General features: G+C 61.4%; 10 protein-coding genes and 1 tRNA gene. 3 read left to right on the top strand and 8 right to left on the bottom strand.

The window, feature by feature from the left end; all coding sequences use genetic code 11:
* Positions 1-58: 58 nt before the first annotated feature.
* The gene (locus WA157_RS15535; RefSeq protein WP_422621824.1) at positions 59-2,314 is read right to left on the bottom strand and encodes a malate synthase G; all 2,256 of its coding nucleotides are present in this window, start codon (positions 2,312-2,314) and stop codon (positions 59-61) included.
* Between the two features lie 82 nt (positions 2,315-2,396).
* A complete protein-coding gene (locus tag WA157_RS15530) occupies positions 2,397-3,164 on the bottom strand; it encodes a (S)-2-haloacid dehalogenase (RefSeq protein WP_422621823.1) in 768 nt (255 codons plus the stop codon).
* 179 nt (positions 3,165-3,343) lie between these two features.
* Here WA157_RS15530 and WA157_RS15525 point away from each other — a divergent pair, with 179 nt between their 5' ends.
* Positions 3,344-4,774 (top strand): hypothetical protein, encoded by a 1,431-nt coding sequence (locus WA157_RS15525; protein WP_422621822.1) that lies wholly within the window; start codon positions 3,344-3,346, stop codon positions 4,772-4,774.
* 85 nt (positions 4,775-4,859) lie between these two features.
* Here the strand turns inward: WA157_RS15525 and WA157_RS15520 are convergent, their stop codons facing one another.
* Positions 4,860-5,657, bottom strand: coding sequence for a FadR/GntR family transcriptional regulator (locus tag WA157_RS15520; protein ID WP_422621821.1), 798 nt, complete (start codon positions 5,655-5,657; stop codon positions 4,860-4,862).
* A 216-nt stretch (positions 5,658-5,873) separates the two neighbouring features.
* On the opposite strand from WA157_RS15520, the gene WA157_RS15515 reads away from it, so the two are divergent.
* Complete coding sequence (locus tag WA157_RS15515; protein WP_422621820.1) at positions 5,874-7,307, top strand: aldehyde dehydrogenase family protein; 1,434 nt, start codon at positions 5,874-5,876, stop codon at positions 7,305-7,307.
* 75 nt (positions 7,308-7,382) lie between these two features.
* A complete protein-coding gene (locus WA157_RS15510; protein ID WP_422621819.1) occupies positions 7,383-8,144 on the top strand; it encodes an SDR family oxidoreductase in 762 nt (253 codons plus the stop codon).
* Between the two features lie 232 nt (positions 8,145-8,376).
* On the opposite strand, the gene WA157_RS15505 is transcribed toward WA157_RS15510, so the two are convergent.
* The 5 genes from WA157_RS15505 to rsmB all read right to left on the bottom strand — a co-directional run bounded on the left by WA157_RS15505 (position 8,377) and on the right by rsmB (position 13,428).
* A tRNA-Phe gene (locus tag WA157_RS15505) sits at positions 8,377-8,452 on the bottom strand.
* Between the two features lie 48 nt (positions 8,453-8,500).
* Positions 8,501-9,178, bottom strand: a complete 678-nt coding sequence (locus WA157_RS15500) for a response regulator (protein ID WP_422621818.1) — start codon at positions 9,176-9,178, stop codon at positions 8,501-8,503.
* A gap of 2 nt (positions 9,179-9,180) precedes the next feature.
* On the bottom strand, positions 9,181-11,508 hold the full coding sequence (locus tag WA157_RS15495) for an ATP-binding protein (RefSeq protein ID WP_422621817.1): 2,328 nt from the start codon (positions 11,506-11,508) through the stop codon (positions 9,181-9,183).
* Positions 11,505-12,140: a DUF4390 domain-containing protein gene (locus WA157_RS15490; RefSeq protein WP_422621816.1), complete on the bottom strand. Its 636-nt coding sequence runs from the start codon at positions 12,138-12,140 to the stop codon at positions 11,505-11,507. The genes WA157_RS15495 and WA157_RS15490 overlap by 4 nt, the downstream gene beginning before the upstream one ends.
* Complete coding sequence (rsmB, locus tag WA157_RS15485; protein ID WP_422621815.1) at positions 12,097-13,428, bottom strand: 16S rRNA (cytosine(967)-C(5))-methyltransferase RsmB; 1,332 nt, start codon at positions 13,426-13,428, stop codon at positions 12,097-12,099. The genes WA157_RS15490 and rsmB overlap by 44 nt, the downstream gene beginning before the upstream one ends.
* Positions 13,429-13,529: the final 101 nt, after the last annotated feature.

Genomic DNA, 13,529 nt, shown 5'->3' with positions numbered 1-13,529 from the left:
TATAGCAGTCAAAAGACACAGGATGCCGGACCAGGTCCGGCATGGCGCGAGACAACGCTCAGGCCACTGCCTTGGCCGCTGCCTTCACCTTCAAGCGCCAGCCATGCAGCAGCGGCTCGGTGTAGCCACTCGGTTGGCTCAAGCCCTTGAACACCAGATCGCAGGCGGCCATGTAGGCCATGCTGGTGTCAAAGTGCCCAGCCATCGGCTGGTACAGCGGGTCACCGGCGTTTTGCTGGTCCACCACCGCCGCCATGCGCTCGAACGTTTCCTTGATCTGGGCCGCGCTGGCCACCCCGTGGTGCAGCCAGTTGGCCATGTGCTGGCTGCTGATGCGCAGCGTGGCACGGTCTTCCATCAGCGCGACGTTGTGGATGTCGGGCACCTTGGAGCAGCCCACGCCCTGGTCGATCCAGCGCACCACATAGCCCAGGATGCCTTGGGCGTTGTTGTCGAGCTCCTGCTGAATCTCGGCGGCGCTCCAGTTTCTGCTGGCCGCCACCGGAACTTGCAGCAGGCCGGTCAGCAAGTTGTCGCGCTGTTTGTCGGCATTGATCTTTTCCATTTCTTTTTGCACCTCGCTCACCAGCACCTGGTGGTAGTGCAGCGCGTGCAGCGTGGCGCCGGTGGGGCTGGGCACCCAGGCGGTGTTGGCACCGGCCAGCGGGTGCGCGATCTTCTGCTTGAGCATGTCTTTCATCAGGTCCGGCATGGCCCACATGCCTTTGCCGATCTGCGCCTTGCCGCGCAGGCCGCAGGAGAGGCCGACCAGCACGTTGTTGCGCTCGTAGGCTGCAATCCAGGCGCTGGTTTTCATGTCGCCCTTGCGGATCATGGCGCCGCCCTGCATGGCGCTGTGCATCTCGTCGCCGGTGCGGTCCAGGAAGCCGGTGTTGATGAAGGCGACGCGGCTGGCCGCTGCCGCAATGCAGGCTTTGAGGTTGACGCTGGTGCGGCGCTCTTCGTCCATGATGCCGAGCTTGACGGTGCTGTCCGGCAAGCCGAGCATTTTTTCGACCCGGCCAAACAGTTCGTTGGCAAACGCGACTTCCACCGGGCCGTGCATTTTGGGTTTGACGATGTAGACCGAGCCCTTGCGCGAGTTGCGGATGCCGTCCTTGGCCGTGCGCTTCAGGTCATGCATGGCGATGGTGGTGGTGACCACGGCGTCCAGAATACCTTCGGGGATTTCGCGGGTAACGCCTGCCTTGTCGGTATACAGAATGGCCGGATTCGTCATCAGGTGGCCGACGTTGCGCACAAACATGAGCGAGCGGCCGTGCAGCACGACTGGTTTGCCCTTGCCCGCGGGCGGGGTGTAGAGACGGTCGGCGTTGAGGCCGCGGGTGAAGGTCTTGCTGCCTTTGGTGACGGACTCAGTCAGCGTGCCTTGCAGGATGCCGAGCCAGTTGCTGTAGGCCAGCACCTTGTCGTCAGCGTCCACGGCGGCAATCGAATCTTCCAGGTCCAGGATGGTCGAGAGAGCAGCTTCCAACACTAGGTCGCAGACACCGGCCGGGTCGCTGGCACCAATCGGCGTGCTGCGGTCTAGACGCAAGTCCAGGTGCAGGCCGTTGTGCTGCAGCAGCACCGAGCTCGGTGCCTTGGCGTCGCCCTGGTAGCCGACCAGTTGCGCCGGGGTGGCCAAGCTGGTGTTGCTGCCATCAAGCAGCTTGACGGCCAGCTTGCCGTCCTTGATGCGGTAGCCGACGGAGTCGACATGCGAGCCCTTGCGCAGCGGCGCGGTGCGATCCAGCACATGGCGTGCGTAGGCGATGACCTTGGCGCCGCGCTTGGGGTTGTAGCCGCCTTTTTTGCCGACTTTTTCACAGCCCTTGGTTTCATCGATCACGTCCGTGCCATACAGCGCGTCGTACAGACTGCCCCAGCGCGAGTTGGCAGCGTTCAGGGCGTAGCGGGCGTTCAGGATCGGCACCACCAGTTGCGGGCCGGCCTGAATGGCCAGCTCGGCATCCACCTGGGTGGTGGTAATGCGGGCCTTCTTGGGCGCCGGCACCAGGTAGCCGATCTGCTCCAGAAAGGCGCGGTAGGCGCTCATGCTGTTCGGCGCCGCTGTGTCGCTCATATTGATCGGGCCGGGGTGGGCAGCGTGCCAGGTATCGAGCTCGGTTTGCAGTCGCTCACGCTCGGCCAGCAAGGCGATGTTCTTCGGCGCCAGATCAGCCACGATGGCGTCAACACCTTTCCAGAATTTGGCCGGGGCGACGCCGGTGCCGGGCAGCACTTGGGTGTCGATGAACTGCTGCAAAACAGTGGCAATTTGCAGGCGGTGCCTGGTGGTACGTTCGGTCATGGTGGGGTGAGTTCTCAAAAAAAGTTGCTGAATAGTGAAGACGTCGACAAGCTGTCAGGGGGGCAATGATACAAAACCGCGCTTACGCGGGAAAAAATTCGAGCACCGCACGCAGGCTGCTGCCCACACGCGTGGGCTGTGTGCCGAGCTCTTCAAACGGCAGTTGGTAGCGGTTGACCCACAAGGTCTGGTAGCCGTACCAGGTGGCGCCCAGCGCGTCCCAGGCATTGCTGCTGACAAAGACGATTTGTTCGGCTTTGAATCCGGTGGCCTGCTCGCCCAGCGCATAGGCTTGCGGGTGAGTTTTGTAGAGACGGATCGGGTCGACGCTGATGACGTGATCCAGCAGGCCCGCAAAGCCGGCCGACTGCACCGCAGCGTGCAGCATGGGGGCGTCACCGTTGCTCAAGATGCCGGTCGGGATGCCGCGACCTTTGAGCTCGCGCAACACCGCCAGGTTCTCCGGGAAGGCGCTTAAATGCTGGTACTGCGCCAGCAGTCGCTCGACTTGAGCTCCATGGCGGGCCTGGAAATCCGCCTCCAGATTTATATCAAATTGGCCTGTAGCCCCCGTAGAATAATCGTTAGTAGCTACTTTTTTAATAGCATATACCAAGGCCGCACGGGTCAAGGCGCTAAATGGCTGGTAGTGGGCCCCGTGGTTGCTGGTGGTGACGAGCCGGGTGTATTCAATCTGTTTGTCGCGCCACAACACGCTCAGGGCCAGGCCATGGCCGGGAAACAATTCCTCCGCCAACTGGCCCACGCTGTACACATCAAACAAGGTGCCGTAGGCGTCAAACAGGACGGCGCGGGGCACGGCGGGAATGGATGAACTGTTATTTGTCATGCGCCACTTTATTCCAGTTCAGGGCAACGACCCAAAATAGCCCTCGTTAACGCCGATCGATTCTTGACAAGATGCTGCAGAGTTGCTGGCCGAACTCGGATACAGTGCGAGGCAAATGGCAGCGTTGCGCGTCAGTCACGCCGTGACACAAAAGACAATCAATCCTGCGGAAAGCCTGTTTGAAACATAAAAAAAAGATCGTGGGAATCGCCTTGCTGTGCCTGACGCTGGGCAGTGAGGCGCTCACGCTGGGGCGTATTCGCGGCGCCGTGCTGATTGGCAAGCCGCTGGATGTGGCAGTTCAGGTGCAGATGGCCGCGGGCGAAGACGTGACTTCCTTGTGTTTTGACGCCGACGTGTTTCACGCCGACACGCAGCAGGAGGCCAGTCGCGTGCGGGTGCTGGTCGAAGCCTCGGCGCAAGCCCAAACCACCAACGTGCGGATCTTGTCCTCGGCGCTGGTGAACGAACCGGTCGTTACCGTCTATTTGCGCAGCGGCTGCAGCCAGAAATCAAGCCGGCGCTACGTCTTGCTGGCCGACTTTCCCAGCGAGCTGGCAGCACCGCTGCCCGCCTTGTTGGTCGCCCCGTCAGCAACACCTTCGGCACCACCCCCTGTGGCCCGGCGCGTCGTCCCGGCTGAAGCACCCGAACCAGCAGTGCGGACGGAGAACCCCACCCATCGTCCGGTAAAAAAAGCCTCCGAGGCCAGCCCCATGGGCGTGATGACCGGCGCGACGCGCAGGGCCGCGCGAGCGGCGACCCAACCGCGCTTGAAACTCAACTTGCTCGAGCTGATGGAGGCGCGCGAACCAACGCTCAATTTCTCGACTGAACTGTTGACCCAGCCCAGCGGCAACCCGCAGCGTCGATCCGAAGCGGCGGCCCTGTGGCTGGCCCTGAATGCCTCGCCTGAGGAGACCTTGCGCCAGAGCGCTCGCTCGCTCGCCCTGGAGGCGGACGTTAATGCCTTGAAGACATTGACCACCAGGAACCAGCGCAACTTGACCGACCTGAGCGCACGCTTGGCGCAGGCAGAGTCGGGGCGTTTTTCCGCCTGGGTTGTTGACGGACTTGTGGCCGGTCTGCTGCTCAGTCTGGCTGCGCTGGCTTTTCTTTGGAGTCGCCACCGCCGTGCTCAGGCCCATGACAACGATTGGTGGAACGGCGCCGTCACCTTGCAGCCGCCGGCGACCGGGCCCAGGGCGGCGCCTGAGTCAAGCCCAATCCCGCGGGCACCAGATCAGTCACCCGGACTGGCAAAAACGTCGGCGCCGGCAGCAGCCGGGTTATGGAAGCCTTCTGCAATCGCGTCCGACATGGATCTCAGCATGGTCGAGGTAAGTCAGTCGGTGAGTCATTCGATTTTTGATGATCTCATGCAGTCAGAAGTCGGCCATGCGACAACGCCCAACGAACCCGATCAGTCGTCCCTGCCCAATCCACCTTCTCTGGACATGCTGGATCTGGACTTGTCTGACTTGGACATGGGGCCTCTTGCCTTCGAGCCAGGGGCGATAGCAGATGTCGACATTCCGCTCTCGATACCCGATGAGCCGGCGCCGGATGCGCCGCAGGAGCCGAAGCCACACAGGCCGCGCAGCCACTAGCCGGCACGGCTTGCCGAATCAGCGGGCGAGGTCGTTCCAGTAGAAAAGAGTGGCCCTGGCGCACCCCGGAATCTGGCCGGAGGCTCTAGATGTCAGTCGCCGCGTCAAGCATGCGCACGCGCGCTTTCTCGACATGACTGCGCATAGCGCGGCGCGCACCGTCAGCATCATGGCGCTTGATCAGCTCGAAAATCGCGCGGTGCTCATCGAGTGCATCCTGCGTGCGTTGCCAGGGCTTCATTTGGGCCATGTGGCGCCACAGGTTGACCGCGTGGCTGACGTCGTACTCCAGTGACTTGAGCACCTTGACCAGCCGGGGATTGGCCGTGGCCTGGGCAATGGTTTCATGAAAGCCGTAATCAAAGTGGTGAGCCACGTCGCCGCGTGCGGTGGCCTTTTCGAAACCTTCCAGCATTTCCTCCATCCGGGCGAGGTCGGCCGGCTTGCGCCGCAGCGCCGCCAGATGCGCACATTCAGGTTCGATCACCAGCCGCAGCTCCAGCCCGTGAATGATGTGGCTCATGTCCGTCGCGTACCGGCTGGCCGGAATCACGGGGTCGGGCAGCGTCCCGCAGGCGCGTACATAAGTGCCGGAACCGCGTATGGGCTCCACCAGCCTGTCTTGGCGCAGCCGGTCCAGCGCCTGCCTGACGACGGGCCTGGACACCTGGAAAAAGTGCGCCAGTTGCACTTCCGGCGGCAGGCGCGTGTCCGGTGCGAGCTTGCCCGTCATGATCGAATGAAACAGGCTGTCATACACCCGCTCGGCAAAACGTTCATGGCGCACAGGCTCCAGGCCCAGCCCGGGCATGGCGGCCGCGTTTTTGGCACTGCCCGGCCTCGATGACCCGGCGGCGGCGTCGGTTTTTGACTGTTTCGGCATACGGCGGATTATCGGACGTGGCTTATCCATGACGCATCGGTCTTTGAATAAGTAATTTAAATTTACATGTTAATTGGCTCACCTGGTTGCAAATGAAGCATTGCAAGTCGCCTATTTGTAAATAGAATGGACAACTTCAGTTCCAGACCTGCCATTTCCATCAGCGTGCCGGCCCTGCCGCTGGTTTGACGCAACCCACAAGAGGCACAGACAAGCATGAAGCAGCATTTCATCAACAACCGCTGGGTGTCCCCGGCATCGGGCGAATCCATTCCCGTCGTTGACCCGTCCGACGGCCAGGTCTTTGAGACCATTGCGCGCGGCAACACGGCTGACATCGACCAGACCGTGAGCGCGGCCCGTGCAGCGTATGAGGGCGACTGGGGTCGCTTGAGCGCCATGGAGCGCGGCCGGCTGATGCAAAAGCTGGCGCAGAAGATGAGCGAGCAAGCGGAAGAACTGGCCCAGATCGAGGCGCGAGACTGCGGCAAGCCGCTCAAGCAGGCGCGCGCGGATGCGGCGGCGGTGGCCCGCTATTTCGAGTTTTATGCCGGTGCGGCCGACAAGCTGCTTGGCTACACCATTCCCTACCAGAACGGCTACACGGTGCTCACCCTCCGCGAGCCGCATGGGGTGACGGGCCACATCATTCCGTGGAACTACCCGATGCAGATTTTCGGCCGCAGCGTCGGCGGGGCCCTCGCTGCCGGCAATGCCTGCGTGGTCAAGCCCGCCGAAGACGCCTGCCTGTCGCTGCTGCGCATTGCCGAGCTTGCCGCTGAAGTGGGCTTTCCCAAGGGCGCTCTCAATATCGTTACCGGCTATGGCCACGAGGTGGGCGATGCACTGGTCAAGCATCCTGGCATCGACCACGTGTCCTTCACCGGCTCGCCAGCCATCGGCAAGGTCGTCGTGCGTGCCGCGGCTGAAAATCACACCCCCGTCACGCTGGAGCTGGGCGGCAAGTCGCCGCAAATCGTTTTTGCCGATGCCGACTTCGACGCCATGCTGCCGGTGGTGGTCAACGCCATCGTGCAGAACGCCGGCCAGACCTGCTCGGCAGGCAGCCGCCTGCTGGTCGAGCGCAAGGCCTATGAAGAAGTGCTGGCCCGGCTGTCCAAGGCCTTTTCGCAATTGCAGGTCGGCCCCTCGAGCATGGACCTCGATTGCGGGCCGCTGATTCGCCAGACCCAGTTGCAGCGCGTCGCCGGCTTCCTCGAAGAAGCCGGGCGCGATGGTCTCGCCATTGCGGGCCAGGGACGGATCGTGGCTGATGCGCCGTCAACCGGCTTTTACCAGGCGCCCACACTGGTGCGTGACGTGCCGCCAGCGCACCGCCTGGCGCAGGAAGAAGTGTTTGGCCCGGTCATTGCCGCCATGCCTTTTGACGATGAAGCCGATGCCGTGAAGCTGGCCAACGGCACCGCCTACGGCCTGGTGTCGAGCATCTGGACACGCGATGGCGCACGGCAAATGCGGCTGGCGCGCAAGGTGCGCTCCGGCCAGGTGTTCATCAACAACTACGGCGCCGGTGGCGGTGTCGAGCTTCCCTTCGGCGGCGTCAAGGCCAGCGGCTATGGCCGCGAGAAAGGCTTTGAGGCGCTCTACGGCTTCACCGTTCTCAAGACGATTGCCATCAAGCACGACTGAACGACGCTTTGACGCTGCCGCCGCAAGCGGTGGCAGCGATCCCCGGATTTCCATTCATTCATCAGGAGACATTTCATGCGCGTAAACAACAAAGTCATCATCGTCACGGGCGCCGGCGGCGGCATCGGCGAGGGTATTGCCAAGCGGCTGGCAGCCGAAGGAGCCAAGGTCGTTGTCAACGACATCAACCGCACGGCGGGCGAAAAGGTCGTGGGCGACATCACCCAAGCTGGCGGCACAGCCGCTTTCTTCGCGGCCGACGTGACCCAATCGCTCGACGTGAAAGCGCTGGTGGAGTTCGCCATGCAGTGTCACGGCAGGCTGGACGTGATGGTCAACAACGCCGGCTGGACGCACCGCAACCGTCCCGCACTGGAAGTCAGCGAAGACGAGTTCGACAAATGCTTCGCGGTGAACATGAAGAGCATCTACCTGTCCACCATTCACGCGGTGCCGGTGTTCCGCGCCAATGGCGGCGGCAGCTTCATCAACATTGCCTCGACGGCGGGCGTGCGTCCGCGCCCGGGACTGACCTGGTACAACGGCTCCAAAGGCGCGGTGATCACCACGTCGAAGTCACTCGCCGCAGAGCTGGGCCCGGACAACATTCGGGTGAACTGCATCAATCCGGTGTTCAACCCCGACACCGGCCTGGCCACCGAGTTTGCCGGCGGTCCGCTGGACGATGCGCGCCGAAACAAATTCCTGGCCACGATTCCGCTGGGCCGCTTTTCCACCGCGCTTGACGTGGCCAATGCCGCGCTGTACCTGTCCAGCGACGAAGCCGCCTTTATCTCGGGTGTGTGTATTGAAGTTGACGGCGCGCGCTGCGTTTAAGGACAATCCAAGAGCGCCTCTCGCATCTCGGTCATCCCTGGCGACGGCATCGGCAGGGAAACTGTGCGCGAAGGCCTGCGCGTGCGGGAAGCCGCGGCTTCGAAGGTCCGGCATCGGCCTGAAGCTTGACCACTCTGAATTCGCTTCATCAGAAAAACAAAAAAGCGGCCTTTTTGAGGGGCCGCTTTTCGCGAATTACCTTGCCAACCGGATGACTGACAAGGGAATATTCTGGTGGCCCGGGGCGGAATCGAACCACCGACACAAGGATTTTCAATCCTCTGCTCTACCGACTGAGCTACCAGGCCAAGCCGCAAATTATAGCAGCATCTCCGCCCTCATCGAGACCCCGCAGGTCAGGCGCCGTTACGTTTTCCCCGCGTCAAATCAACGCCTAATTGCTTCAACTTGCGATAGAGGTGGGTTCTTTCAAGGCCGGTCTTTTCTGCCACCCGTGTCATGGAGCCGTTTTCTTTGCCCAGGTGGTATTCAAAGTACGCTTTTTCAAATTCGTCGCGCGACTCACGCAAAGGCTTGTCAAGCATGAAGGTTTGCTGCGACGGCGGCAACACATCGACCGCGACAAGGCCCGATGACGCGGCCGTGGCACCAGCATCTGCCAGCGGCAAGTCAGGCAATGCCATGAGAGGCGCCACCAACTTGCGAATCGCGCCACGCGCCAATCCCTGTTCGACCGCCTTGAGCAGCTTCTGCAGGGTAATCGGTTTTTCCAGAAATGCCAGCGCACCGATCTTGGTGGCCTCCACGGCCGTGTCAATGGTGGCGTGTCCGCTCATCATGATGACAGGCATGGTCAGAACACCGGTGGCTGACCACTCCTTGAGCAGCGTGACCCCATCGGTGTCGGGCATCCAGATATCGAGCAGCACCAGATCGGGCCGCTCACGCAAACGGGCAGCACGGGCTTGCGCCGCGTTTTCAGCCACTTCGACGCTATGCCCCTCGTCGTTCAGAATTTCCCACAACAGATCGCGGATGCCGAGCTCGTCGTCAACCACCAGAATGTTTGCCATGATTACGCGCGTTCCTTGGGTATGCAAGAGTCGCCCGGCTCGCCCGGCGCGACATTCTCTATCGCGAATGATAACGACACTTGCGCACCCAGCGTTTTGCCGTCCGCGACCCGGTTGGCAATATCCACGCGGGCACCATGTTCATCCGCAATTTTTTTGACGACCGCCAGGCCCAGACCGGTGCCCTTGGGCTTGGTGGTGACGTAGGGCTCAAACGCGCGTTTAAGAATACTGTCAGGAAATCCTGTGCCGCAGTCAAGCACGCTCAGGCGAGCCAGGCCGGCGTTCTCAAGCCACTGGGTCTTGATGATCACCGGGTGCCCGGCGTCGGTGTGGCCAGCAGATTCCGAGGCATCCTGGGCGTTCTGCAGCAGGTTGTGCATCACTTGACGCAGCTGCTGTGCATCGCCCATGATGACTGGAGCGGATGGATCAAGCTCCATCTGTACGGGCACCGGCGAAGTCTCGCTGGCATACAGCTGCAACACGTCGGTCACCAGCGCATTCAAATCGACCGGTCTGAGTTCTGCCGCCGGGAGCCGCGCATAGTCGCGGAATTCGTTGACCAGACGCTTCATGGCGTCTACCTGCGTAACGATGGTTTTGACTGACTTGGTCAGCAGCGCCTGCTCAGGTGGCGCGATCTTGCCGGTCAGCTTCATCTCCAGCCGTTCGGCCGACAACTGGATCGGGGTCAGTGGATTTTTGATCTCATGCGCCAATCGGCGGGCAACTTCACCCCACGCCTGGGCCCGTTGAGCGGACACGATTTCAGAGATGTCATCAAAGACCAGGAGCCGTGTGGCCCCCGGCAGCGAGGCGCCACGCGCTACCAAAACAAGAGCATTGCTGGGCTGCCGTCCGGCCAGGTTGGTCACACCATTGCCAAGTTCGAAGGACTGCTGCCAATGATCGAACCTGTGTTGGTCGTTGGATGCCAGAAACGAATCAAACTGCGCTTGAACGCTGGCGGCAAAGGTTTGCAGACCCTCAATGTCGCTTAAGCGCTGGCCCTCGTAGGCCGCCAGCGGCACCCGCAGAATACGTGTGGCACCCGGATTGGAGGACACAATAACGCCTTGTGCATCGAGCACGATCACGCCAGCAGTGAGGTTGTCGAGAATGGTTTGCAGATTGGCGCGCGCTGCGTTCACCTGCTGCATGCTGGCCTGCACCGCCTGTCGAGCGTCTGAGAGCTGTTGTGTCATGTCGGCAAAGGAACGGGTCAAACCATCGAGTTCGTCGCGCCCCTGCAGCGACGCCTTGGGCGTCAAATCTCCCGCCGCCACCTGGCTCACGCCGTCGGCCAGCAAGAGCAGTGGGCGCGCAATCTGATTGCCCAGCACGACGGCCAACAGGACCGCGCCAAACACGGCCAGAAACAGACTCAGCGTCAAGGTGCCGATGTACATACGACGCAGCCCCTCACGCGCCAGCGCCCGCTCCTGATACTCCCGGTTGGCTTGCGTGACCGCCAGCGCATTGGCGACCAAAGTGGAAGGCAATGTTTGGGACACCAGAAGAAAACGCGGCTGTTCCAGCAAACCCAGGCTGTTGCTCGACACCAGAACCAAGGCCTTGATCCGGGCATTCACCACCACGCCAGGCACCCAATCATCGAGTCCCTCAACCCAGGTGATGAACTTTTGAGCCCGCGCGCTACGGAACTGCTGCTGGCTGGGTCGCTCCGGATTGAGTTGATAACGGGACTGGCCGGCTGCAGCAATCAGCTGTCCGGCAGCGCTCCATAGCAACACATCACTCTCACCCAACTGCTCGCGCACACGCTCCAGCGGCAAGGCGGCACTGACATCGGGCGTATTGGCCAGTTGTGAGGCGGCACCACGGGCTTTGCTGGCCAGGTCACTGGACAGCGCCTCCAGCGTGGCACGGCCGAGATTGAGACCTGCGTCCAGCGCCCCTTCCACCTTGACGTCGAACCAGCTTTCAATCGAGCGCGACACAAACTGATAGGAAACCACATAAATCAGAACGCCCGGCGCAAACCCTGCCAACGCAAAAATCGCGGCCAGTTTGACCAGCAAGCGGCTGCCAAATTTGCCCTGCCGCAAGCGCTTGACCAATCGGTAGGCAATCCAGACGATGACCATCAGCAACAGACTGGCCACCACCACGTTCAGTACGAAAAGTCGCGCGTAATTGCGCTCGTACATGTCACGATTGGTCGTCGCTTGCGTCAACAGAAACAGCAGCACCAACCCAACAACCACCATGACGACCAGACCAACGCCCACCGTCCAGCGCAGCGTGCGCGAATTCCTCAGGGAGAATCGACCAGCAGGTTCAATGGTGGGGCCAGCGTGGCTCACGGAGCCGTCTCCAGCGTCAAGGCTTGACGTGAAAAAACAGAGATATCCCAATCAGTCTGACCCAAGGTGCCAATCTGCAACGGGCGCGGCAGCTGGAACACATCCAGGCCGAAACGAAATTCGATCAGGTAGCGCTGCTCCGGGTCAATGTCAGAAACCTCGGCAATTTTCCAGCGCGACAAACGTTGCACGGCCGCCAAGGCGTCGGGCAATGTATCGAAGTTCTGATTCAGCGCGAGGCCCAACCCGGCGTTGGTAATTTGACCGGAGGCCACGTTCAGGCGCCAGCGTCGGGTCAGCGGCTGATAGGCCAGGCGCATATGACGCTCAGCATGCACCACTTTTTTGTTCGTCCAGTACCAGCGTTCGCGCAAGATATCCGCCTCGGCCACGAAAATCATGGCCACCCCCTTGAGCAGTGCGTCTTCAACCGCTGTAGACAGATCGAATTGAACACTGGCAGAAAGAACAATAGCGTCGCCCGCTCGCTCCACCTTGACGCTGGAAATTTCAGCCGGCCGCGTTTGTGCCCGAGCGGGGCCCGCTGAACCCCACACCAAACAGGTACAGGCCAGCAGCCCGATCAGGTCAAGCCGCGCGTTTCTCAAGCAGTGCGTAATAAAAGCCGTCATGGTCACCGATTGGATTGTCCGGGACGGCGTCGCCAGTCGCCCGGTTAACTGGCAATAAATGCCCGGGCGAAGGCAGTAAACTGGCTTCGGTGTTGTGTGCAAGAAACGTTTGTATCTGATTCCCGCCCTCCGCTCGGAAAACGGAACAGGTGCAATACAAGAGCCGGCCACCCGGCTTGAGCACTTGCCACAGGGCTTTGAGCAGCCTGGCCTGCGTTGCGACCAGCTGGGCAATGTCTGACTCGCGCCGCAACCAGCGCACGTCGGGGTGCCGCCGCACAATGCCAGACGCAGTACAGGGCGCATCCAGCAAAATGGCGTCAAAAAGCTGGCCATCCCACCAAGCTGAAACCTTAGCCGCGTCAGCCACCAGCACCCGGGCCTCCAGTCCCAGGCGTTGCAGCGTTTGATGAATTCGCCCACAGCGCGCAGGATCAACATCCAGCGCTGTGACCTTGGCATCGCTTATCTCCAGCAGATGCGCGGTTTTCCCGCCTGGGGCGGCACAGGCATCCAGTATCTGAAACGATCCAGTCGTCGCCAAGCCGGACAGGAGCAGCGGGGCAGCCAACTGCGCGGCAGCGTCCTGTACCGAGAACAGGCCCTCGGCAAAGCCGGGTAAGGCCTGCACTGGTTTGGCTTGTTCAAGCGTCACACCCGAGCTTCCCGCAACGCTGGCGTTCAAGCCGGCATTTTTGAGCAACTGCAAGTAGGGCAACACGGCGGACCGTCTCAGGTTCACCCGCAGGCTCATGGGTGCATGGCGGTTATTGGCCGCAAGAATGCTTTGCCACTGGTCTGGCCAGTCCTTCTGGAGCCGCTTGATCCACCACAAGGGGTGATTCCACAACGCCACCGGATTTTGATCGGTGAGTTGCACCAAGGTATCACGCTCACGCAAGAATCGACGCAAGCAGGCATTGATGAAACGGGCCTGGGGCTGGGTTGCCGGACTTCTCTTGGCGGCTTCCACTGTCTGATTGACCAGGGTAAACACCTCATACGGCGCATCCTGCTCACGCCACGCCAGCGCCAACGCAGTGCACAGTAACGCGTCGGCGGGCGGCGGCGGACTACGGGGCGCAAGCAACTGGCGCAGAGCTTCAGCGCGTCCGAGTGAGCGCAGCGCATGGAAAACCAGCGATTGCACGCCTGGCCGCAGATCGGGCGTCACCCCTTCCAGCGCAGCCGTTGCAGACATGCCGGCGCGTACGCCCTGCAAAACAGCGGCTACCGCCTGCAGCTGTCGCCACAACGGAATTTTTTGTTCACTTGCATTCGTTGTCAAAGTTGCACCTGCTGCGTCAGCACGAGACCAGATGCCCCAGTCCGGCAGGCATCGTCGAAATTTGCAAAAAAAACGCCTCAAGCCCGCACCAAACGGGCTTG

The sequence above is a fragment of the Rhodoferax ferrireducens genome, from assembly GCF_049302455.1.
Taxonomy (GTDB): Bacteria; Pseudomonadota; Gammaproteobacteria; order Burkholderiales; family Burkholderiaceae_C; genus Rhodoferax; species Rhodoferax ferrireducens_B.
This window is presented reverse-complemented; position numbering and strand designations above follow the sequence as displayed.